Here is a 22,427-nt window from a genome sequence, read left to right as displayed (position 1 = left end):
AGGACCCGGGGCGTCCGACGGCCAGGCCGAAGCGACCCTGTGGAACTGGGGCAACGGCGGCTGCGCGACGATCCCCGCCGGCATCGCCAACCAGGAGCAGGCCGCCCTGACGACGGCCTCCTGCGCGGAGGACGACCTCCAGCGGTTCTCCATCTACCGCGACGTACCCGGCAGTTCGAAGATCGGCCTCCAGGACAAGTACACCGGTTCCATGACGGGCCACGACCGGTACGCGGACGGTGAGTACATCCGCCAGTACTCCAGCGGACGGCAGGACGGAACGGGCACATACACGCTGACCGCAGTCTGACGCCGCCACCCGCGTGCGGCGGAAGAGGGCCGGGGCCACATGTTGTCGACGTGCGCGGCCGGCCAACGGATCGACCGAGGGGCAGGCGGCCCCCACAGCTCCTTCGTCCGCGCCTCGCCGCGGCGTCCTGGCCGACACGGCGTCATGACCCCTTGGTCAAGGCGCTGACCGCCGCCCACGCTTCGCTGGTCAGCCGGTACTGTCGGAAGGACACGCCGTCGTAGGTCACCTCGCCGTCGGGGGCGAAGCCCAGCCGCGCGACGGCGCGGGTCGGGCTCCGCGTGAAGGGCAGCGCGATGACCACAGCGTCGAGGCCGAATTCGTCGAATCCCCGATCCAGCGCCTTCCGGGCGATGTCGGCTCCACGACCCCAGTAGTCCGGCAGGACCACGAGCGCGAAGTCAGCCCCGGCGTCCTCGGCCTGGAAGCCGCCCCAGCCGGCGAACACGCCGTCGACGAGGACCGCCCACGGCCCGTAGCCGTTCGCGTCCCATTGGGCGTCCTTGGCCCGAACCCACTCGATCGTTGTCTGCTCGTCGAAATCCCCCGCCAACGGCATGTGCCGAGTGTTGCGCGGCTCATTCAGCAGGGCCATGATCGCAGGGAGCGACACCTCGGTCAGACGGACGAACTCGATCACTGGCGCGGCACTCCTCTGTACCCTGGGCGGTCGGCTACTCCATGACAGTGTCGACGACGACCGCGCCGCTGACGAGCCGTTGCCCCCGCTGTTGCCGGACCTGGTGGTCAGGGCGACGCCCTGCTCGCGCAGGATCCGCCGGTTCCGCCTCACCGACGCCGCCGGAATCCTGAGCGTCAACGGGTCGTTCCTCAAGGGGTTTCGTGACAGGCCACGGGGCGCCGACGGTGGCGCAGTTCGGCTTCGGTGGCACCGAACGACTTGGCGCCCGCAGCGGGAACGAGCGGGTGCCATGAGCGCCGGGTGGAGGCCCGGACGTGGAGCCGGGTCGGGGTCGGGCCGGGCGGGTCGGGGGTTTGTCCGGTGGCGAGGGCCACGAGCAGGTCCACGGCCCGCTCGATGCCTGTTCGTGGTGACAGAGAGAGCGTCGTGACGCCCACTGTCTCGTACGACGGGTCCTCGCTGGCGCAGGCGACCAGGAGGTCCCCGGGCACCCGCAGACCGCGCGCGACGGCCTCTGCCAGCGCTGCCCTGCCGGTCCCGTCGAAGATGCCGTAGACCGCGTCGGCGCCCTGGTCGATCAGGGCGCGTACGGCTGCACGGCCCTCCGGGTCGCGGTGTCCGGCGTACGCGATGAGCGCGGGGCTGGGTGTCGCGGCCCGGTACGCGGCGACGACGGCGGCCGTGTAGTAGTCCTCGCCGGGCCCCGCGACGAGGCCGGGCCGGCGGGCTCCGGCCGCCGCCAGGTGTGCCAGTACCGAGGTCACCGCCGCGGTGTGGTCGTTGTCCACCCACAGGTCACCGGGGCGTGGGTCGACCGGACGGCCGTCGAAGACGACCGGGACGCCGCGGGCCCGCAGCGCGGCCCGCACCGGGTCGCCGGCCGGGCTGTCGACCAGGAGCACTCCGTCCACGGCCAGTGCCTGCCAGGCGCCGCCGGTGGGCAGCACGGTCAGCGCGTAGCCGTGGGCCAGCGCGGCGGCGGTGGCGGCGGTGATCACATCCGCGTAGTAGGCGACCTCGGCATAGTTCCAGATCTGGTCGAAGTAGGTGGTGACGCCCAGGCCGAGGGTCTTGGTCCGGCCGGCGCGCAGCTGACGGGCGGCCGGGTGCGGCACGTAGCCGAGCGCGGCGGCGGCCGCCCGGACCCGGTCCCGGGTGCCCGGGGTCATCCGGCCGACACCGTTGAGCGCGTTGGAGGCGGTCGCGGTCGACACCTCCGCGGCCCGCGCCACGTCGCCGATCGTGATGCGCATGGCGGCGATGCTACGGAATCCGGGGCTGTGCCTCTCTGGAACTGCGGAAATCCTCGGTCCGACCAGGGTGGTGGTTAATGGATTAACCACCCAGGGTCCCGTCTCGAGGCATTCGACGGAAGGGGACCTCCATGAGACTTCACAAAGGGCTGGCCGCGCTGGGAGCGGCGGCGGTCGTGGTGGCGACGGCAGCTCCGGGCGGAGCTGCCGCCCGGGTCCGGGCCGACCTGGTGCTGTGGCACGGCTCGATCGTCCCCGTGACCGGCCGGCCCGCCCAGGCCGTCGCTCTCCGGAACGGCACGATCGTCTACGTCGGCTCGGACCGGGGCGTACGGCGCTACCTGGGAGCGCACGCCAAGGTCGTCGACCTGCACGGCCGGTCGGTGCTGCCCGGCATCGAGGACGGCCACATCCACCTCGAACCGAAGCTGCCGACCTGCGACCTCGACTACGCGGCGCTGACCGTCGCGCAGACCCAGGCCCGGATCCAGGCGTGCCTGGACACCACCGGCACCAAGGAGCCGGACGGCTGGCTGCGGGTCACCAACTGGGACCTGCAGTCGATGAAGCCGGCAGGCACCACACCCCGGCGGCAGATGCTGGACGCGCTGCGGACCAAGCGGCCGGTCTTCATCCAGTCCGACGACGGCCACAATGCCTGGGTCAACAGCCGCGCCCTCGCACTGGCGCACATCACCAAGGCCACCAAGGACCCGCAGGGCGGCCAGATCGTCCGGGACGCCTCGGGCGAGCCCACCGGGTATCTGAAGGAGGAACCGGCGATGGAGCTGGTCTCCCGGGTGATCCCGCCGGCGCCCCTGGTGGAACAGGTGGCCGGACTGCGGCAGACACTGCGCACCGTCACCGCCGCCGGGCTCACGGCCTACGCCCCGCAGCTGCTCGGCGAGGACTCGCTGCCGGCCTGGAAATACCTCGCCGACCGGCACGAGATCCCCGGCCTGGCGGTCGGCTCGCTCGCCGTGGACCCGACCGCGGCGGCCAGGGACCTGCCCGGGACGCTGCGCCGGCTGGCCGCGCTCAAGAAGAAGTACGAGGGCCCGAACTTCCGGATCGCGTCGGTCGGGGAGATCTTTGCCGACGGCGTCGTGGAGTATCCGGCGCAGACCGCCCGGCTGCTCAAGCCGTACCTGGTCAAGAAGAACGGGAAGTGGGTGCCCGGCCCGAGCCGCGGTCCGCTGCGGGTCTCCCAGGCCGACCTGGATCAGGTGACCGCCGCGCTGGACAAGGCCGGCTGGCAGGTGCAGATTCACGCGATCGGCGACGGGGCGGCCCGGGAGTCGCTCGACGCCTTCGCCTACGCCCGCCAGGTCAACGGCCCCACCGGGCGCAGGCACATCATCGCCCACGACCAGCTGGTGGACCCGGCCGACTACGCCCGCTACGGCCGGCTCGGCATCGTCGCGGCGATGGCCGCCCAGTGGGCCGAGAAGGATCCTTACACCATGGACGCGCTCAAGCCGTACCTCGGACACGTGCGCTGGCACCGGATGTATCCGATCAAGTCACTGTGGCGGGCCGGCGCGGTGGTGGACAACGGCAGCGACTACCCGGTCGACGCGCTCGATCCGATGCGCCAGATCGAGGCCGCGGTCACCCGGACCACCGAGGACACCGGCGGCGTCGCCGCCTACACCGGGCCACTCGGCCCGCAGGAGCGGATCACTCCGGCACAGTCGCTGCGGATGCACACCCTCAACACCGCCTACCAGCTCCACCTGGACAAAGTCGCAGGCTCGATCAGCGTCGGCAAGCGCGCCGACCTGATCATCCTCGACCACGACCTGCGCAAGCTCCCGATCACCGCCTATAGCGACGTCAAGGTCACCACGACCATCCTCAACGGCCGCATCTGGCAGTGACGGCGAAGGCCCGCCCCAACGCACAGGTGGGCCGGCGCACGTCCACCTCGTCGTAGTCCACAAGTCCGGCTGCGCCGCAGCAGATCGAGAGTCGGCGCCGCCCTCGGCTCCGGCCGGGGCCGGCCATGGCGGGCCGGGGCCGCCGGGGTCGGCGGCGGCCCTCCCCGGTGCGGTGGACCTTCATCGGGTAGCCATCGGACAGCACCTCCCAAGTCACGTACAACGGACGCGAGAACGAGCACGGCCCCGGCCGCCCGCGCCGACGGGCGCTGTGAATTTCTCCGGGCGCCAAGGGGTTGGCGGCACGGGTTCACGTCCCTATCGTGTGAGCGAAACATGAGGACCCCTCACATTTAAGGAGCGGGACGATGCCCCTCGTGCACCCTCCGCGCCACAGGTTCAGATCCCTCTCGGTGGTCTTACTGCTTTTCACCGCGATGTCCCTGCTGCTCGGCCCCCTGCCCAGCAGCTCAGCAGCGGAGTCGAACTGGTGGGACCCGACCGCGCGGCCCACACCCGACTGGCAGATCGACGTCACGGGAGAGCCCTTCCACGGCACCGACGCCCAAGGGAACGTACGGGGCTTCGTCGACGCCCACGACCACATCATGGCCAACGAGGGTTTCGGCGGACGGCTGATCTGCGGCAAGCCGTTCTCGGAGCAGGGCGTCGCCGACGCGCTCAAGGACTGCCCGGAGCACTATCCCGACGGCTCGCTCGCCGTCTTCGACATGATCACCAAGGGCGGGGACGGCCGGCACGACCCCGTCGGATGGCCGACGTTCAAGGACTGGCCCGCGCACGACTCGCTGACACACCAGCAGAACTACTACGCCGGGATCGAGCGGGCCTGGCGTGCAGGTCAGCGGATTCTGGTCAACGACCTCGTCACCAACGGCGTGATCTGCTCGGTCTACTTCTTCAAGGATCGTGGCTGCGACGAGATGACCGCCATCCGGCTGGAGGCGAAGAAGACGTACGACATGCAGGCCTACATCGACAAGATGTACGGAGGCCCGGGCAAGGGCTGGTTCCGGATCGTCACCGACAGCGCACAGGCCCGCGACGTCATCAAGCAGGGCAAGCTGGCCGTCGTCCTCGGAGTCGAGACCTCCGAGCCGTTCGGCTGCAAGCAGGTCCTGGACCACGCCCAGTGCGACAAGGCCGACATCGACCGCGGCCTCGACGAGCTGTACGGGCTCGGCGTGCGCAGCATGTTCCTGTGCCACAAGTTCGACAACGCCCTGTGCGGGGTGCGTTTCGACTCCGGCGCTCTCGGCACGGCCATCAACGTCGGCCAGTTCCTGTCGACCGGCACCTTCTGGAAGACGGAGGCCTGCCGCGGCCCGGAGCACGACAACCCCATCGGCAACGCGACGGCAGCGCAGGCGGAGAAGGAGCTCCCGAAGGGCGTGTCCGTCCCGACGTACGCCTCGGGCGCGCAGTGCAACACCCGCGGTCTGACCGACCTGGGTGCGTACGCGGTGCGCGGCATGATGCAGCGTCACATGATGCTGGAGCTGGACCACATGAGCGTCAAGGCCGCCGACCAGGCATTCGACATCCTGGAGTCGGACGCGTACCCGGGCGCCCTGTCCTCGCACAGCTGGATGGACGCGGGCTGGACGGAACGGCTCTACAGGCTCGGCGGGTTCGCCTCCTCGTACATGAGCGGTTCCGGGAGCTTCAGCGCGGACGCCACCGACAAGGCGGCACTGCGCGCGAAGTACCACGTCGGCCTCGGCTACGGCACCGACATGAACGGTGTCGGCGGCTGGCCGGGCCCGCGCGGCGCCGACGTCCCGAACCCGGTGAAGTACCCCTTCCGCAGCGCGGACGGCGGCTCACTCATCGACAAACAGACCACGGGGCAACGGACCTGGGACGTCAACACGGACGGCGCCGCGCACTACGGGATGGTCCCTGACTGGATCGAGGACATCCGGATCGTCGGCGGCCAGGAGGTCGTGGACGCGCTCTTCTCCGGCGCCGAGTCCTACCTGCGCACCTGGGGAAGGACCGAGAAGCACTCGGCCGGCGTCAACCTGGCTGCGCATGCGGCGACTTCGGCCTCTTCCTCGGAGTGGTGGAACCCGGTCGAGAGCTTCGCGTCCGGCAGGGCCGTCGACGGTGACATCGGTACCCGCTGGGCCAGTGAGTGGACCGACGACCAGTGGCTGCGGATCGACCTCGGCTCAGTGAAGCCGGTCGGCCGCGTCACCCTCGACTGGCAGGCGGCGTACGCGAAGTCGTACCGCGTCGAACTGTCGGACAACGGCACGGACTGGAGGACGGCGTGGGCCACGACGGCCGCTGACGGTGGTCTTGACACCGCCCGGTTCGCCACGACCCAGGCGCGCTACGTACGCGTGAAGGGCCTGGAACGCGGCACCAAGTGGGGCTATTCACTGCGCGAGGTCGGCGTCTACGGCGACTGAGGCGCGGCGTTCAGGGCCGGGGCCGGGCGGAACAGCTCTCCTGATCCGCCCGGCCCCGGCCGATGACCGACCAGGAACAAGGAACCACGTGATCACTCATCACCCCGAAGCCCGCCTCTGGTTGCTGAGCACTCCCGGCAGCTCCTACGCCTTCCGCCTCGACCCCGCCGACGTCCCCCGGCACGTGCACTGGGGACGGCCATTGACCCTGGAGCAGGCCGTCGCGGTCGCGGCCGACCTGCCCGCCGAGGACCCCGGCGGCGACGACCCCGGCGGCGAGGAGTACGCCGTCGAGGGCGGCCTGCGGTTCGGGACGCCGTCGCTGACCGTCCGGTTCGACGACGGCGTCCGCGGCTTCGCGTGGCGGTACGTCTCCCACACGGTCGAGGGCGATCTGCTCACACTCTCGTTCACCGACCGCGTCCGCCGCCTCGGCCTCGACCTCAACTACCGGCTGCGGGACGGCCACGACCAGATCGAGCGGTGGGCCGTCCTGACCGCCCACGAAGCGGTGGACGTGTTGCGATGCGACTCCGCCGCCTGGACGCTGCCCGCCCGCGACGACTACCGGGTCAGCCACGTGGTGGGCGAATGGGGCCGGGAGTTCCAGCTCCGTCGCGACCGCGTCGCCGTCGGGGAGACCGTGTTCACCAGCCGCCTCGGCATCACCGGACCGCACGCCGGGCCCTGGCTGATGCTCGACGCGCACGACGCGTCCGAGGAGCACGGCGAGGTGTGGAGCGCGTCCCTGGCCTGGAGCGGCAGCCGCCGGATCACCCTGCGCCGCGACCCGTACGGCCGCGCCTCCTGGACCGGCGGCTTCGGGCACGAGGGCCTGGTCTGGAAGCTGTGCGCCGGTGAGCAGTTGGAGACTCCCGTCTTCACCGGCCTCTACGTCCCCGACGGCTTCGGCGGCACCAGCCGCCGCTGGCACTCCTACGTCGAACGACACGTGCTGCCTGCCCGCCCCGCCGAGCGTCCGCTGATCTTCAACTCGTGGGAGGCGACCGAGTTCGACATCAGCGAACGACAGCAGCGCCGGCTGGCCGAGTCGGCCGCGGACATCGGTGTCGAGGTCTTCGTCGTGGACGACGCCTGGTTCGGCGCCCGCACCGGCGACACGGCAGGGCTCGGCGACTGGTGGCCGAACCCCGACCGCTTCCCGAACGGCCTCGGCCCGCTCGCCGACCACGTCCGCGCGCTCGGCATGGGGTTCGGCCTGTGGGTCGAACCCGAGGCGGTCAACCCCGACAGCGACCTCTTCCGTACGCGCCCAGACTGGGTCCTGCACCAGGAGGGCCGCGCCCGTACGCAGCGCCGCAACCAGCACGTACTGGACTTCGCCCGCCGCGACGTCCGGGAATGGGCGGTCGAATGGCTGGTCAGGACCGTCACCGAGCTGGACGTGGCGTTCCTCAAGTGGGACATGAACCGGCCTTTCAGCGAGGCCGGTCGGCCCGGCGCCGCCGACCCCGACCGGGTCTGGATCGAGCACACGCGGGGGGTCTACGAGGTGATGGACCGGCTGCGTGCCGCCCGCCCCGGCCTGTACCTGGAGTCGTGCGCGGGCGGCGGGGGCCGGGCCGACCTGGGCGTGCTGGCCCGCGCCGACCAGGTCTGGACGTCGGACAACACCGACGCCGCCGACCGGGTCGCGATCCAGCACGGCCACGGACAGACGCTGCCCGCCCGGACGATGGGCGCCTGGGTCACCGACAGCCCGAACCGCCACACCGCCCGCTCGGCCCCGATCCGGTACCGCTTCCACGTCTCGATGGCAGGGGCGCTGGGCATCGGCGGCGACCTGCGGAGGTGGAGCGAGGAGGATCTCGCCTGGGCCCGGATGCTGGTGGGGCAGTACAAGCGGATCCGGCCCGTGGTGCACGGCGGCGTCCAGTACCGCCTTGAGCACGACGCCGTGCAGTACCTCACGGACGACGAGATCGTCGTCTTCCAGTTCCAGCCGTCCGCGCTGACACGCTCGGTCTCTCGTACGCGGCTGAAGGGCCTCGACCCCGATGCCCGCTACCGGGACGAGGCCACCGGTGCCGTCCACGAGGGCGCCGTCCTGCTCGCCCATGGTCTCGCGCCCTTGCCGGCCTTCGACTGCACGAGCGAGCTCGTCCACCTCAGGAAGGTGCCCCGATGAGCCTCGCCCCGGAGCGGCCGCAGGCCCTCAGGGAACCGGCCCGCAAGGTCGGCTCCGGCTGGATCGTTCTGTTCGTCCTGGCCAACGTCGGGGTGTTCCTCCCGATGCAGGTACCGACCACGTTCCTGATGCCGGAGCAGATCGCCGAGATCGACCCGGTGGGCAAGGTCGGCAGCTACGCCTGGGTCAGCGTGATGGGTGCCGTCTCGGGGATCGTCATCGCACCGCTGGCCGGCGCGCTGAGCGACCGCACCACGAGCCGGTTCGGCCGCCGCAGGCCATGGCTGGTCGCAGGCTCGCTGGCCTGCATGGCGGCGCTGGTCGGCACCGGCCTGCAGACGACGGTCATCGGGGTCGCGATCGGTTCCCTCGTCCTGTCCGCCTCCTTCATGGTCATCGGTGCCGGGCTCTCCCCCGTGGTGCCCGACCAGGTCCCCGTGGAGCAGCGCGGCGTGGTGCTCGGCTGGGCCATGGTCCCGCAGGCAGGCGGCCTGATCGGGGGCGGGTTGCTGATCGGCCTCGTCACGGGGTTCCCCGCGCAATACCTGCTGATGGGCGTACTACCGCTGCTGATCCTGCTGTTCGCGTTCAGGATGCAGGACCCGCCGCTCTCCCTCCAGGACCGCGACCCGTTCTCACTGCGTACCTTCCTGCGCGGCTACCGGATCAGTCCGCGCGCGCATCCCGACTTCGTCTGGGCGATGAGCTCGCGGTTCATCATGGGCCTCGGCTACGGGACGGGCACGCTCTATCTGCCGTACTTCCTCGAAGACGTCCTGCACTACATGCGGTTGTTCCCCGGCCGGTCCACGGAGGACGGCCTGCTCATCGTGATCGGGGTCAACTGCGTGGCCACGATCTCGACGGTCGTGTTCAGCGGCTGGCTCTCCGACCGGCTGGGCAAGCGGCGCATGCTCGTCTTCGCCGGCGGCGCCACGATGGCCGTCGCCGCGATCCCGCTCGCGCTGTGGCCCACGTGGAGCGTGACGCTGGTCGCGGCCGTCGTCCTGGGCCTGGGCTACGGCGTCTACTTGGCTGTCGACACCGCCCTGGTCACCGAGGTGCTCCCCGCCTCGGCGGATCGCGGCAAGGACATGGCCCTGGCCAACCTGATGACTTCCTTGCCGTACGTCCTGGTTCCGCCCATCGCCTCGGTCGTGCTGGGAAGTCTCGGCGGTTACCGCTCGCTGTTCCTCTGCTCTGCGGCCCTGTCCCTCGTGGGCGCGGCCATGGTCTGGAAGGTCAAGGGCGTTCCCTGAGCCGGTCGGTGAGGTAACTGTTGAGGAGGTGCTTGCACTCGGCGATCAGCCGGGCATCGCCCTGCGGATCGGTGGCGAACGCGAGCTTCAGCACGCTGTCCGCGCATTCCAGGGCCACGCGCACGGCGATCTCGGACTCGGCATCGTCCTGGCCGCCTGTCAGCGAGGAGGTCAGGGAGCGGAGCCGTCCGGCGACCGCGGTGTTGTTGTCCCGGGTGGGCTCCAGGACATGGTCTTCGCCCACCGCGCCGAAGTCGACCACGCCGAACCCGGGGATCGTGCGGCGCATGGTGACGAACTCGTCGACCGTCACCTCCACGATGCCCGCCACACCGTCGGGCTCCTCACGTTCGATACGGCCCGCGACCCGCGCCATGAAGGACTCCAGATTGCGGGCGGCGAGCGCGCCAATCAGCCCTTCCTTGTCGGAGAAGAACTGGTAGAGGGTGCCGATGGGCACGCCGGCCCGGCGGGCCACCTCCTTGGTGGTCAGCGCGGCGTAGCCGACCTCGTCCAGGAGTTGGGCGCAGGCGTCGATCAGACGCTCGAACCGTTCGGCGCTGCGCTTTTGGACGGGCAGCTTGCGCAGCGGCCCGGCGTCGCGGTCTTGATTCACGCTTCCATCATCCCATCCAAGCCATTAACGTGAGCCCTGCTCATGTTCTCAGGAGGTCAGACGTGCCACTGAACCATCTCCCCGCCGACTTCGTCTGGGGCGCCTCGACCGCCTCGTACCAGATCGAGGGCGCCACCGAAGAGGACGGCCGCGGGCCGTCGGTGTGGGACACCTTCGCCGCCCGGCCGGGCTCGGTCCGCGACGGGCACACCGGCGACGTGGCCTGCGACCACTACCACCGGTACGAGGAGGATCTCGCGCTGATGACCGAGGCGGGCCTCACCGGGTACCGCTTCTCGATCGCCTGGCCCCGGATCCGGCCGACCGGCAGGGGCCCGGTCAACGCGCGGGGCCTGGACTTCTACGACCGCCTGGTCGACGGGCTGCTGGCACGCGGCGTCGAGCCCGTCCCGACCCTCTACCACTGGGACCTGCCCCAGGCCCTGGAGGACGACGGCGGCTGGCTGAGCCGCGACACCGCGTACCGTTTCGCCGAGTACGCGGGCATCGTCGCCGATCGGCTCGGCGACCGCGTCCAGAAGTGGATCACGCTCAACGAGCCTTTCGTCCACACGGTGTTCGGCTACGGCCTCGGCACCCACGCGCCCGGCCGCGCCCTGTTCCTTGACTGCCTTCCGGCCGCCCACCACCAACTCCTCGGCCATGGGCTGGCGTCGGTGGAGCTGCGGGCGCGCGGCCTGAAGGTGGTGATCGCCAACAACTGCACCCCGGTCTGGCCCGCGTCGGACGATCCCGCGGACCTCGCCGCCGCGCAGGCCTACGACGCCTTGCACAACCGGCTGTTCAACGACCCGGTCCTCATGGGCGGTTACCCCGATCTGTCGGCCTTCGGAGCGGACGCCTCACTCGGCGGCTCCGTCCGGGACGGTGACCTCGACCTGATCTCGGCCCCGTTGGACGCGCTCGGCATCAACTACTACAACCCCAGCCGGATCCAGGCACCCGGCTCCGAGGGGCTGCCCTTCGAGGAGGCTCCCATCGAGGGCTTCCGCCGCACCGCCTTCGGCTGGCCCGTCGTCCCCGATGGCCTTCGGGAACTGCTCGTCGGCCTCAAGGAGCGCTACCCGGCGCTCCCGCCCGTCTACATCACCGAGAACGGCTGCTCGGTCGAAGACGTCGTCGGTGCGGACGGCACCGTCCAGGACCTCGACCGTATCGACTACTTGGACACCCACCTCCAGGCCGTCGACGCGGCCGTGGCCCAAGGCGTCGACGTACGGGGCTACTTCACCTGGACGCTGATCGACAACTTCGAATGGGCCGAGGGCTTCCACCAGCGTTTCGGCCTCGTCCACGTCGACCACGACACCCAGCTCCGCACTCCGAAGGCGTCCTTCGCCTGGTATCGCGACCTCATCCGCAGCCACCGGACGACCGCATGACCTGGCGCAACCGGGCAGGAAACGCCGCGGCCGGGTCGCCGTGGCGCCCGGCGTCCAATTGCGCCTCGACCGCACGGACGGCCGGTGAGCCGCCGACCGGGCGAGCAGACCCGCCGCGGTCGAGGCCGGGATGCCGCTGCGCAAGCTCGGTCCGCTCCTCGCCGAGCACAGCCTCGCTCTGGAGATCGTGGGGGACATCGACCGGCAGACCATCTCCGGTGCGATCTCCACCGGGACGCACCGCTCGGGCCTGCGGTACCGCGTGATCGCCACGCGGGTCAGGGCGTTGCGCCTGGTCCTCGCGCACGGGGCGGGGGTCGACTGCTCCGCCGCCGAAGCCTCTTCGCCCATGACCACCTCGACCGCGTTCTTGGCCGCGCGCCGGACGCGTCCCGCTCGTGACCACGGTGTCGACCCAGTGAAGGACGTGTTCATGCGCAACAGCAGAGTCTCAATTCCCGGTCTGCGAGTGCTGGTTGCCGCCACGGCGCTGATGGCGGCGGTCACCATGCCGTCGTCCGCCGCAGCCTCCGCCCCGTCGAACGTGGACCTGGTCAACCCGTTCATCGGCACGTCGGGCGCGAGCGACTCCGAGTACGGAGGGATGATCCCGAGTACCGCCCCGCCGTTCGCCATGACCCGCTGGTCGCCGATGACCCGGCAGAACTACGTCAGCCGCACCCCGTACCGCTACGACGACACGAAGATCAGCGGCTTCATCGGCACCCACCAGCCGGCGATCTGGATGGGCGACTCCGGCTATGTGACGGCCATGCCCGGAGTCGACACGGTGAAGACGGCACCCGACGAGCGGGCGCTGCCGTTCAGCCACGCCGACGAGCACGCCGCGCCCGACCGCTATTCGGTCCGGATGCAGGCGGGTTCGGGGCGGACGCTGACGACTGAACTGACCGGGACGTCGCGCGTGGGCCTGCTGCGGACGTCGTATCCGGCGGACGCGGACACCAACTTCGTGGTGCAGGCGACCCGTTCGGGCATCACCGGTGACGTGCACGTGGATCCCGCCGCCCGGGAAATCACCGGCTACAACCCGGACCGGCAGGACAGCAACCTCGGCCCGTTCAAGGCGTCGCGCTTCAAGGGCTACTTCGTCGCCCGTTTCGACACCGCCTTCGACAGCTTCGGCACCGCCACCGGCGCGGCTCTGCACGAGCACCAGAACGATCGCACGGACGGCGACCTGTCCGCGTACGTACGCTTCCCCGCGGGCACCCGGACCGTCCAGGTGCGCATCGCGACGTCCTTCATCTCACTGCGGCAGGCACGCGCCGATCTGGCCGCCGAGGCCCCCGACGACCGGACCTTCGAGCAGGTCGCCGCCACGACCCGGGCACAGTGGAACAGCAAGCTGAACCGGGTCCGCCTGCGCGGCGCGACCCCGGACCAGCAGGCCGTCTTCTACACGTCGATGTACCACGCCCTGCAGTACCCGTCGGAGAACTCCGAACACGGCCGCTACTACAGCGCGTACGACGACAGGGTCCACCGCGGTGTGAGCTACACCGGCTACTCCCTGTGGGACACCTACCGCGCCGAGAACGCCTTCCTGACGCTCTTCGCCCCCGAACGCATCGACGGAATGGTCACGTCGATGCTGCACGACTACCGTGAGGGCGGCTGGCTGCCCATGTGGAAGAACCTCACCGAGACCAACATCATGGTCGGCACGAACGCCGACTCGGTGATCGCCGAGGACATCGCCAAGGGCTTCAAGGGCTTCGACCGCAAACTCGCGTACGAGGCGGTGTACAAGGACGCGATGACCCCGCCGGACAAGGACACCGAACTGCCCTACTACGACCGGGAAGAGGGCACACCGGTGGAGGCGCGTGCGGGCCTGACCTACTACAAGCAGAACGGCTGGGTCGCCGCGGACCGCACCGCCGAGTCCGCCTCCCGCACCCTGGACTACGCGTACGAGGACTCGGCGGTCGCCCGGATCGCCAAGGCGGTCGGCAGGAGCGGCGACGCCCAGATGTTCCTCGCGCGCAGTGCCGCCTACAAGAAGCTGTACGACCCGGCCACCGGATTCATGCGGCCCCGCAACCTCGACGGCTCATGGGGCGACGAGACTTACGCCTGGACCGAGGGCGACAAGTGGGTCTACACGCTGGACGCCCTGCACGACGTGCCGGGGCTGATCGACTTGATGGGCGGGAAGGCGAAGTTCGCGTCGTGGCTGGACGGTTATTTCGCGGGCGGCCACAACGACCACACCAATGAGCCGAGCCATCACGCCGCCTACCTGTACGACGACGCGGGTCAGCCGTGGAAGACGCAGGAACAGGTCCGTGCGATCGCCGCGACGAACTACTCGAACCGCACGGACGGCCTCAGCGGCAACGAGGACTGCGGGCAGATGTCCGCCTGGTACGTGCTGTCCTCGCTGGGCATCTACCCGGTCGATCCGGCGTCGGCGACGTACGCGGTGGGCAGCCCCTTCTTCGACCGGGCCGACATCCGCCTGCCCTCGGCTTCCCGCCCGTTGGTGATCACCGCCGACGGGGCGGCGAACCACCCGTACATCGCGTCCCTGTCCCGGAACGGCAAGCGCGTCGACCGGCCCGTGCTGAGCCACGCCGACCTCGTGCGGGGAGGCACGCTGCGCTTCAGGATGAGCGGCACGCCACAGAGCTGGGGCTCCTGACCGGGGAGGATCATGCTGTGCCGCCGCCGGGGTCGTCGTCGACGAAAGGGTCGTAGCGCCCCGTGAGCGCCCGTGCCGGGCGGGCGAGTCGTGCACCGCGACGATGAACACGGTTGCGGGAAGCGGTGGTTGGACTGCCGGGAGCAGTGGTTGAGCGGTGGGGAGCGCGCCGTCGCCGGGGCGGGTCGTCGCCGGGGCAGGCCATGGGCCCGTACGTCGTCGCACCGGTCCGTGGGCCTGCCCGCCCCCGTACCGCCGGCACCCGCGAAAGCCCGGTGGCGGTCAGCAGCCGACCGGGCCGTCGCCCTCGATGGTCATACGGGCCACATGGAGCGCGAGGTAGGACACCTCGTCCTCGCTCAGCCGCTCCCCCAGCCGCATCTCCACGATCGTCGCCAGCCGCTGCGCGGTGCGGGTGGCCTCCGGGTAGTGCTGGCGGATGCCCTTGCCTATCGTCGACTCCTGCCCCGCCAGCTGCCGGTGCTGCTGGATCCGTACGAAGAGGTAACGCACATGCGTGATGAAGCGCGCGGCGCTCATCGTCTCGCGGCCGGGGACCAGCCCGTACTCCTCGCGCACGACGGCCAGCATCTGTTCGATGACGCCGGTCATCGTGTAGGTGAAGGACAAGTCCCCCGATGCGAAGCCCGCGTTGACCAGGTGCAGCGTGAGCGCGGTGGCCTCGGACTCGTCCAGCTGCGGGTCCACGCGCTCGTTGATGGCCCTGAGCAGGCGCTGCGCGAGGGCGTACTCGGTGGCGTACAGGGTCTGGGCCTCGGCCCGCAGCGGGTACTCGACCACGACGCCCCGGGACGCCCGGTCCAGCGCGCCGGAGACATGGTCGGCGACCGCGATGGCGAGGATGGGGCGGGTGGACTCCCGGCCCTCGATGCCGACTTCGCTCAGCGCGATCACGACGGCCCTGAGGATCTCCTCGCCGATCAGCGAGAAGACCTCCGCGAGGTGATCGGGATCACGCCCGTCGGCCGGTACGAAGACGCGCACGATCAGCGCGGGGTCGATGGGTTTGCCCTGGCGTGAGCTGAAACCGATGCCGCGCCCGGTGACGATGACCTCCTGGCCCCTGTCGTCCCGGGCGAGTACCACGTTGTTGTTGAGGACGCGCAGCGCCTTCACCGCGGGCCAGCCTTTCCGTCCGTGGTGCGATCCTGTCCGATGATCTCGCATCGTCCGGCCTTCACGCGCCGCCCGCTCCCGGATCGGCGCGGCGCTCGCACGCGCCCCACCTGGGGATACGTGCGAGCGCCGGATGAATGAGGCGGTGGGGTCACCGCCGTACGGTCACCACGGGAGCGCCGACGGCGACCTCCTTCACGGGGTGCGGATCGACCGAGGCCAGGTCCGCGGTGTTGGTGACCGTCATGAGGGTGACGGTCGGGTGGTTCGCCGCGCGCACGGCGTCGAGGTCGACGTCGAGGAGGTGGTCGCCGACGGAGACCTTCTGGCCGGGCGCGGCCTTGACGTCGAAGCCTTCGCCCTTCATCTGCACCGTGTCGATGCCGACGTGGATGAGCACCTCGATACCGTCCTTGGTGAGGATGCCGACGGCGTGGCCGGTCTCGGTGATGGTGACGACCTCACCGTCGGCCGGGGAGAGGATGCGGCCGTCGGCCGGTTCGATGCCCACGCCGTCGCCGAGGGCGCGGGAGGCGAAGACCGGGTCCTGGATGTCGTCGAGGCCGATGACCCGGCCCGTGACCGGGGCCATCAGCTCGGTGCTCCTGCTGCGGCCGGTGGCGGCGCGGCCGGTGGCACCGCCGGTGGTGACAGCGCCGCCCGAGCCGTTGAGCGACGCCCCGCCGGCGGCGGCGCCGACGGGGACGAGCTCGCGTTCCTCGGTCTTGACGGACGCCGCGGCCGGGAGTTCCTCGCCCCTGGCGGCGGCCTCGGCGGCGTCACGCTCGGCGTTGGCCTCGGCCCGCTGCTCGGGGGTCATGTAGTCGGAGAAGTACACCAGTGCCATCGAGACAACGAAGGCCGCGACGATCGAGATGGCGTAGACGGGGATCGGGGAGAAGATCGGGATGGTCAGCGCCGAGGTGAAGGCGAAGGCCGAGGCGTCGACTCCGCCCAGCAGACCGATGGTGAGGCCGCCGACGAGGCAGCCGACGAGCATGCGCGGGTAGATCCGCTTGAAACGCAGGTGGATGCCGTAGAGGGAGGGCTCGGAGACACCGCCGAGGAGACCTGCGGCCAGGGCGCCGAGGGAGGTCTGGCGCATCTCCTTCTCACGGTGCCGGATCGACAGGAGCAGCACACCGGCGGTCGCGCCGAAGCAGGCGAAGTTCCAGGTGCCCATGGGGCCCTGGATGAAGTCGGAGCCGATGGTGCTGATGTTCTGGAGCATCAGGGCGTTCAACGGCCAGTGCAGACCCAGCGGCACCAGGAACGGGTACAGCAGCGGGATGATGATGGCGAAGACGATCGGCGCGTTTCCGTTCAGCCAGGACAGACCCGAGCCGAGGCCGTTGCCGGCCCAGATGCCGATGGGGCCGATGAGGAAGGCGGTGACCGGGATCATGATCAGCATGCTGAAGAACGGCACGAAGACGAGCTGGATGTTGTCCGGGAAGATGCGCTGGAGGCCCTTGTAGAGGAGGGCGAGCACGGCGACCATCACCAGCGGCACGAAGACCTGACCGCCGTAGTCGTTCAACTGCATCGTCAGGCCGAAGACCTTGGCCGTGCACTGCTCGGTGCCCAGCGTCTCGTTCGTCACGCAGCTCACGCCGGGGACCTTGGAGGCCGAACCGAGCATGCTCATGTAGTTCGGGGTCATCACGGCGGCCATCACCGTCGCGCCGAGCCACGGGTCGATCTTCAGCTTCTTGGCGGCGTTGTACGCGACCATGAGCGGCAGGAAGAACATCACCGATCGCCACATCGCGTCGACGAAGACCCACGTGGAGTCCTTGTCGGCGGCGCGCGTGTCGATGTACCCGAATGCCTCCAGCATGGAGGTGATCGCGATGATCAGCGACGCACCGAGCAGCACGCCCATGAGCGGGCGGAAGGAGTCCGAGAGGTACTCGAAGAAGTTGTCGAGCCAGGCGTAGCGCCCGCGGCTCTTGGCCCGTGCGTCCGCCTTGACCTCGGCGTCGGTCTTCGGACGGGCGGTGCCGCCCGCGCTCATCGAGGGCAGAGCCATGATGTCGGTGTAGACACCGGCCACGGCCCCGCCGATCACGATCTGGAACCGGTCGCCGGACTGCGGAACGGTGCCCATGACGCCCTTGGTGGCGTCCAGCGCGTCCTTGTCGACCTTGGTTGCGTCGTGGAGCTGGAATCGCAGCCGCGTGGCGCAGTGCGTGAGGCTCTCGATGTTCTTGGCTCCACCGACACCGCGGAGGATCTTCTCCGCCAGCGTCTGGGGGCCGGGCGCGTGTGTGTTCATGATGCTTCCTTGCATCCCTGGGCTCTTGCCAGTCCGTTTCGGTCCCGATCTCTCACACCGGATTCCTTGCAACAAAAAAGGCCCGGGGGGCGCATGGAGCGCCTCCCAGGCCTTGCCTCCCCTCAAGCGGTCCGCCGCCGTTGCATCGCACGAAGCGATGACGGTGTCGTCCTCGGGGAGTAACAATCCTGCGATCGAGATCGATCAAGAGCGACCTTAACACCGCAAAAGGGCCGGTGAACCGCACCGTGAAGAACCGATGACCTTGGTCCTGACGACCTGGGACCATCGCCCCGCGAGCCCCGCGAAGGGAGCGCCGCGAGCCCCGCGAGGGAAGCGCCCGCCGGTCCCGAAGGTGCGGCGCGGCTGTCAGCAAGTGCCGTCCGGCGCTTCACCGTTCGCGGGCTGGTGCGGGCTCGCGGCCCGACCATCCGGAAGCCCGGAGCCGTCGGTCGTCACCGAGCGCAGCAGGCGGTCCAGGTAGACGCGCAGCCTGGCGACCATGTCGTACGAGTCGGGGGCGAGCGCCCACTGGAGCTGGAGGCCGTCCATGACAGCGGCCAGTTCGGCGGCGATGCCCTCCGGGTCCGCGCCGGGCACCAGGTCACCTCGGTCGAGGGCCGCGCGCAGCGGGGCCGCCGTCGACTCGATGACGAAGGCGTAGCGGCGTACGAAGAACTCGCGGGCGGGGTGGCCGGGTGCGCCCGCCTCGGCGGCGAGGACGTTGAACATCTTGGTGCGGCCCGGCCGTTCGGTGTTGTGCGCGGCGAGTTCGAGGAGGATCCCGAACGCCTCGGCGGGGCTTTCGGGCGCCCGCGAGAAGAAGCGGGCCATGTCCTGCTCGTCGCTGTGGCGCAGGACGGAGACGAGGAGGTCCTCCTTGCTGCGGAAGTGGTGCAGGAGCCCGCCCTGGGTGATGCCGACGTCCTTGGCGATCCGGGCCAGTGAGGACGCGTGGAAGCCCCACCGCGCGAAGTGCTCGACGGCGGCGTCGAGGATGCGGGCGCGGCGTTCGTCGCCCACGGAGTAACTACCGCGGGCCGTTGATCCAGGGGCCTTCTGTCCCTTTTCTCGCTCCATGCGACCCACCGTATCCGAGCCTCAAGTCACCACTTGAGGCCCGACGGCGAAGCCACCCCGCGAATACCTAGCGCCTACTCGGTTTTCACTTCTACGGTGATTCCACCGGGTCGGCAAAGGAGCCGCCCCCGCCCCCTGGAGAGCCGCCATGGCCGCCATCCACGACATCGCGCCGGACGCCCGCGTCCCGGCCCCCTCCTCCCCCGAACCGCTGGAGCCCGCTTCCGGAAAGCTGGTCTTCGGCCTCGCCTTCGCCCAGTTCGGCGTCATGATGACCCTGCTCACGCCGGTGATGGTGACGCTCGCCCTGCGCGTGGCCCAGATCGTGCCCGAGGCGAACCGGGGCGCCGCCCTCGGCCAGGTCCTCTCGCTCGGCGCGATCCTCGCCATGATCACGAACCCGGTGGTCGGCGGCCTGTCCGACCGCACCACCTCGCGGCTCGGCCGCCGCAGGCCCTGGCTCGTCGGCGGCATGCTGGTCGCCCTCACCGGTCTTCTGGTCGTGGCGCTCGGCGGCAACGTGCCGCTGCTGATGCTCGGCTGGGCCCTCGCCCAGGTCGGCGGCAACGCGGCGATGACCGGAGTCACCGCCGGCATCCCCGACTTCGTGCCCGAGCGGCAGCGGGCCCGCGTCTCCGGCACTGTCGGCATGATGACCTCGCTGTCGATGATCGCGGGCAGCGGTCTGGCCAACGCGTTCAGCGCCAACCTCGCGCTCGCGTTCATCGTCCCCGCCCTGCTCGGTCTCGCCGGGGTCGTCACCCTGTGCGCGGTGATGAAGGACCGGCCTGCCCGGCGTGGCGCGTTCGCTCCGTACTCCCTCAAGGAGTTCCTGCGCAGCTTCTGGGTCAACCCCCGCAAGCACCCGGACTTCGCCTGGAACTTCGCGGGCCGCTTCCTGGTCTTCGTCGGCATCGCCTGTGTGACCTCGTACCAGACGTACTTCCTCATGGACCGGCTCGGCTACCAGGACGGTGAGGTCGCCGCCAAGCAGTTCGTCGGCACCATCGCCATGGTCGGCGCGGTCGTCGTCGGCTCGCTCATCGGCGGGCAGCTCTCCGACCGCTCGGGGCGGCGCAAGCCGTACGTCCTCGGCGCCTCGCTGCTCATCGCGGGCGGGCTGACGCTGATCGCGACGGCGCACTCCTTCCCCCTCTTCCTGACGGCCCTCGTGGTCTTCGGGCTCGGTCAGGGCCTGTACCTGTCGGTGGACGTGGCGCTCGCCGCGGCGGTCCTCCCCAACCCCGACGAGGCCGCCAAGGACATGGGCGTCCTCAACATCGGCAACGCGCTCCCCCAGTCCCTCGTCCCGATCGTCGCCCCCGCGTTCCTCGCCATCGGCGGCGGCACCGGCAACTACGGGGCCCTGTTCCTCTTCGGCGGCTGCGCCTGCGTGCTCGGCGCGTTCGCCGTCCAGTTCATCCGCAGCGTCAAGTAAGGCTACTTATCATGCAGTTCACCGTGCGCAACGAAGGCCACCCGTACCAGAACCCGGAGCTCTCGACCGAGCAGCGGGTCGCGGACCTCATCTCCCGGATGACGGTCGCGGAGAAAGCCGGCCAGCTCTTCCACACCATGCTCGCCATGCACCCGGACGGCGGCACCGTCGAGGACGGCGACCCGGGCATGGTCCCCCTGAGCACCACGGGCATGGTCCAGGGCCGGCACATGACCCACTTCAACCTCCTGGGCACGTACGAGCCCGCGGCCATGGCCCGCTGGCAGAACACCGTCCAGGCGATGGCCGCCGACACCCGCCTCGGCATCCCCGTCACTCTGTCGACGGACCCGCGCCACGCCTTCACGGACAACGCGGGCGCCTCCTTCAACGCGGGCGCGTTCAGCGCCTGGCCCGAGCCGCTGGGCCTGGCCGCCCTGCGCGACCCGAAGCTGGTTCTCGACTTCGCGGACACCGTCCGCCGCGAGTACCTGGCCGTCGGCTTCCGCGTCGCCCTGCACCCCCAGATCGACCTGGCGACAGAACCGCGCTGGTCCCGGCAGAGCGGCACGTTCGGCTCGGACGCGGCCCTCACCTCACAGCTCGTACGGGCCTACGTGCAGGGTCTGCAAGGAGCCGAACTGGGCCGTACCTCGGTGGCGGCGATGGTCAAGCACTTCCCCGGCGGCGGCCCCCAGAAGGACGGCGAGGACCCGCACTTCCCGCACGGCAAGGAGCAGGTCTACCGGGGCGACATGCGCGACCTGCACCTCGAACCCTTCAAGGCCGCCATCGCCGCGGGCTGCGCGCAGATGATGCCGTACTACGGGCAGCCGATCGGCACCGACTGGGAAGAGGTCGGCTTCGGCTTCAACCGCGGAGTCGTCCAGGGCCTGCTGCGCGAGCGGCTCGGTTTCGACGGGATCGTCTGCACGGACTGGGGCCTGATCTCCGACGCGGAGATCTTCGGTGAGCACCACGAGGCTCGCGCGTGGGGTCTGGAACATCTCACCGAGAGCGAGCGGGCGGCGCGTGTCCTCGACGCGGGCTGCGACCAGTTCGGCGGCGAGGCCCGCCCCGAACTCGTCGTGGAACTGGTCGAGTCGGGCCGGATCCCGGAGCGGCGCCTGGACGAGTCGCTGCGCCGCGTCCTCACGCAGAAGTTCGCCCTCGGTCTCTTCGACGACCCGTACGTCGACGAGGACCGGGCCGCCGAGACCGTCGGCCGCGCGGACTTCGCGGAAGCCGGGGCGCGGGCCCAGCGGCGCTCCCTGACGCTGCTGCAGAACACGCGCCACGTCCTGCCTCTGAGGGGGCGCCCCAAGCTGTACGTCGAGAACATGTCCGGTGAAGTGGCGGGCACGTACGCGGAGTTGGCGCCGACTCCGGCCGAAGCGGAGGTAGCCGTGCTGCGCCTGCGCACGCCGTACGAGGCACGGGACAACAAGTTCGAGTCGTTCTTCCACTCGGGAAGCCTGGAGTTCTCCGAAGCCGACCTGAAGCCGATCCTGGATCTTCTGGAGACGGTGCCCACGGTGGTCTGCGTCAATCTGGAGCGGGCGGCGGTGATCCCCGAGATCGCGGAGCGCGCGGTGGCCCTGATCGCGGACTACGGGGCGAGCGACGAGGCCCTGCTCGACATCGTGTTCGGCCGCGCCAGGCCCGAGGGCCGCCTCCCCTTCGAACTCCCCCGTTCCATGGCGGCGGTGGCAGCCTCCCGCCCCGACGTCCCGAACGACACGGAGGACCCCCTCTTCCCGTACGGGGCGGGCCTGAGCCTGTAACGCCTCACGATCCGAGCACTTCTTGTTCTGGAAGATGCGCCGGCTCCGGGCTTCGGTGAGCGCGTCGGCCTGCCGGTGGAGTTTTTACCGG

Annotated in this window: 14 protein-coding genes and 2 pseudogenes; 10 read left to right on the top strand and 6 right to left on the bottom strand. The window is 70.2% G+C overall.

Features of this window, described 5'->3' with window-relative positions:
* Positions 1 to 16 precede the first annotated feature (16 nt).
* Positions 17 to 310, top strand: a pseudogene (locus ACZ7LY_RS14600) (hypothetical protein); the annotation flags it as partial.
* Between the two features lie 142 nt (positions 311 to 452).
* Here the strand turns inward: ACZ7LY_RS14600 and ACZ7LY_RS14595 are convergent.
* Together ACZ7LY_RS14595 and ACZ7LY_RS14590 are read right to left on the bottom strand one after the other, a co-directional pair.
* On the bottom strand, positions 453 to 950 hold the full coding sequence (locus tag ACZ7LY_RS14595) for a GNAT family N-acetyltransferase (protein WP_471624921.1): 498 nt from the start codon (positions 948 to 950) through the stop codon (positions 453 to 455).
* 191 nt (positions 951 to 1,141) lie between these two features.
* Positions 1,142 to 2,206 carry a LacI family DNA-binding transcriptional regulator gene (locus ACZ7LY_RS14590; protein ID WP_471624920.1) on the bottom strand — a complete coding sequence of 355 codons (1,065 nt, stop codon included), beginning with the start codon at positions 2,204 to 2,206 and terminating at the stop codon, positions 1,142 to 1,144.
* A gap of 131 nt (positions 2,207 to 2,337) precedes the next feature.
* On the opposite strand from ACZ7LY_RS14590, the gene ACZ7LY_RS14585 reads away from it, so the two are divergent.
* The 4 genes from ACZ7LY_RS14585 (at position 2,338) to ACZ7LY_RS14570 (ending at position 9,932) form a co-directional block, all read left to right on the top strand.
* The gene (locus tag ACZ7LY_RS14585; RefSeq protein WP_471624919.1) at positions 2,338 to 4,086 is read left to right on the top strand and encodes an amidohydrolase; all 1,749 of its coding nucleotides are present in this window, start codon (positions 2,338 to 2,340) and stop codon (positions 4,084 to 4,086) included.
* A 368-nt stretch (positions 4,087 to 4,454) separates the two neighbouring features.
* Positions 4,455 to 6,524 (top strand): galactose-binding domain-containing protein, encoded by a 2,070-nt coding sequence (locus tag ACZ7LY_RS14580; RefSeq protein WP_471624918.1) that lies wholly within the window; start codon positions 4,455 to 4,457, stop codon positions 6,522 to 6,524.
* Between the two features lie 88 nt (positions 6,525 to 6,612).
* The gene (locus ACZ7LY_RS14575) at positions 6,613 to 8,673 is read left to right on the top strand and encodes an alpha-galactosidase (protein WP_471624917.1); all 2,061 of its coding nucleotides are present in this window, start codon (positions 6,613 to 6,615) and stop codon (positions 8,671 to 8,673) included.
* Positions 8,670 to 9,932: an MFS transporter gene (locus ACZ7LY_RS14570; protein ID WP_471624916.1), complete on the top strand. Its 1,263-nt coding sequence runs from the start codon at positions 8,670 to 8,672 to the stop codon at positions 9,930 to 9,932. The genes ACZ7LY_RS14575 and ACZ7LY_RS14570 overlap by 4 nt, the downstream gene beginning before the upstream one ends.
* On the opposite strand, the gene ACZ7LY_RS14565 is transcribed toward ACZ7LY_RS14570, so the two are convergent.
* Positions 9,916 to 10,548 carry a TetR/AcrR family transcriptional regulator gene (locus tag ACZ7LY_RS14565; protein WP_471624915.1) on the bottom strand — a complete coding sequence of 211 codons (633 nt, stop codon included), beginning with the start codon at positions 10,546 to 10,548 and terminating at the stop codon, positions 9,916 to 9,918. The two genes, ACZ7LY_RS14570 and ACZ7LY_RS14565, sit on opposite strands and share 17 nt — an antisense overlap.
* A gap of 62 nt (positions 10,549 to 10,610) precedes the next feature.
* Here ACZ7LY_RS14565 and ACZ7LY_RS14560 point away from each other — a divergent pair, with 62 nt between their 5' ends.
* The 3 genes and pseudogenes from ACZ7LY_RS14560 (at position 10,611) to ACZ7LY_RS14550 (ending at position 14,619) form a co-directional block, all read left to right on the top strand.
* Positions 10,611 to 11,951 (top strand): GH1 family beta-glucosidase, encoded by a 1,341-nt coding sequence (locus ACZ7LY_RS14560; RefSeq protein ID WP_471624914.1) that lies wholly within the window; start codon positions 10,611 to 10,613, stop codon positions 11,949 to 11,951.
* A 106-nt stretch (positions 11,952 to 12,057) separates the two neighbouring features.
* Positions 12,058 to 12,267, top strand: a pseudogene (locus ACZ7LY_RS14555) (FAD-binding protein); the annotation flags it as partial.
* 33 nt (positions 12,268 to 12,300) lie between these two features.
* The gene (locus ACZ7LY_RS14550) at positions 12,301 to 14,619 is read left to right on the top strand and encodes a GH92 family glycosyl hydrolase (RefSeq protein WP_471624964.1); all 2,319 of its coding nucleotides are present in this window, start codon (positions 12,301 to 12,303) and stop codon (positions 14,617 to 14,619) included.
* A gap of 282 nt (positions 14,620 to 14,901) precedes the next feature.
* On the opposite strand, the gene ACZ7LY_RS14545 is transcribed toward ACZ7LY_RS14550, so the two are convergent.
* From ACZ7LY_RS14545 to ACZ7LY_RS14535, 3 genes are all read right to left on the bottom strand, one after another.
* Positions 14,902 to 15,756 carry a PRD domain-containing protein gene (locus ACZ7LY_RS14545; protein WP_471624913.1) on the bottom strand — a complete coding sequence of 285 codons (855 nt, stop codon included), beginning with the start codon at positions 15,754 to 15,756 and terminating at the stop codon, positions 14,902 to 14,904.
* Between the two features lie 151 nt (positions 15,757 to 15,907).
* Entirely contained in the window at positions 15,908 to 18,034 is a 2,127-nt protein-coding gene (locus ACZ7LY_RS14540; protein ID WP_471624912.1) for a glucose PTS transporter subunit IIA, read from the bottom strand.
* A gap of 369 nt (positions 18,035 to 18,403) precedes the next feature.
* Complete coding sequence (locus ACZ7LY_RS14535; protein ID WP_471624911.1) at positions 18,404 to 19,114, bottom strand: TetR/AcrR family transcriptional regulator; 711 nt, start codon at positions 19,112 to 19,114, stop codon at positions 18,404 to 18,406.
* Positions 19,115 to 19,262: 148 nt separating this feature from the next.
* Here ACZ7LY_RS14535 and ACZ7LY_RS14530 point away from each other — a divergent pair, with 148 nt between their 5' ends.
* Both ACZ7LY_RS14530 and ACZ7LY_RS14525 read left to right on the top strand, forming a co-directional pair.
* Entirely contained in the window at positions 19,263 to 20,552 is a 1,290-nt protein-coding gene (locus tag ACZ7LY_RS14530) for an MFS transporter (protein WP_471624910.1), read from the top strand.
* 11 nt (positions 20,553 to 20,563) lie between these two features.
* On the top strand, positions 20,564 to 22,336 hold the full coding sequence (locus ACZ7LY_RS14525) for a glycoside hydrolase family 3 protein (RefSeq protein WP_471624909.1): 1,773 nt from the start codon (positions 20,564 to 20,566) through the stop codon (positions 22,334 to 22,336).
* Positions 22,337 to 22,427 lie beyond the last annotated feature (91 nt).

The sequence above is a fragment of the Streptomyces sp. NPDC107550 genome, assembly GCF_055639095.1.
Note: the sequence above shows the minus strand (reverse complement) of the source record. Positions and strands in the feature narration are given on the sequence as shown.

Bases quoted from the DNA above. Each gene is read 5' to 3' on its own strand.
- ACZ7LY_RS14535 (WP_471624911.1), bottom strand. From the start codon at position 19,114: ATGGAGCGAGAAAAGGGACAGAAGGCCCCTGGATCAACGGCCCGCGGT.
- ACZ7LY_RS14585 (WP_471624919.1), top strand. From the start codon at position 2,338: ATGAGACTTCACAAAGGGCTGGCCGCGCTGGGAGCGGCGGCGGTCGTG.
- ACZ7LY_RS14580 (WP_471624918.1), top strand. From the start codon at position 4,455: ATGCCCCTCGTGCACCCTCCGCGCCACAGGTTCAGATCCCTCTCGGTG.
- ACZ7LY_RS14540 (WP_471624912.1), bottom strand. From the start codon at position 18,034: ATGAACACACACGCGCCCGGCCCCCAGACGCTGGCGGAGAAGATCCTC.
- ACZ7LY_RS14530 (WP_471624910.1), top strand. From the start codon at position 19,263: ATGGCCGCCATCCACGACATCGCGCCGGACGCCCGCGTCCCGGCCCCC.
- ACZ7LY_RS14570 (WP_471624916.1), top strand. From the start codon at position 8,670: ATGAGCCTCGCCCCGGAGCGGCCGCAGGCCCTCAGGGAACCGGCCCGC.
- ACZ7LY_RS14525 (WP_471624909.1), top strand. From the start codon at position 20,564: ATGCAGTTCACCGTGCGCAACGAAGGCCACCCGTACCAGAACCCGGAG.
- ACZ7LY_RS14550 (WP_471624964.1), top strand. From the start codon at position 12,301: ATGACCACCTCGACCGCGTTCTTGGCCGCGCGCCGGACGCGTCCCGCT.
- ACZ7LY_RS14590 (WP_471624920.1), bottom strand. From the start codon at position 2,206: ATGCGCATCACGATCGGCGACGTGGCGCGGGCCGCGGAGGTGTCGACC.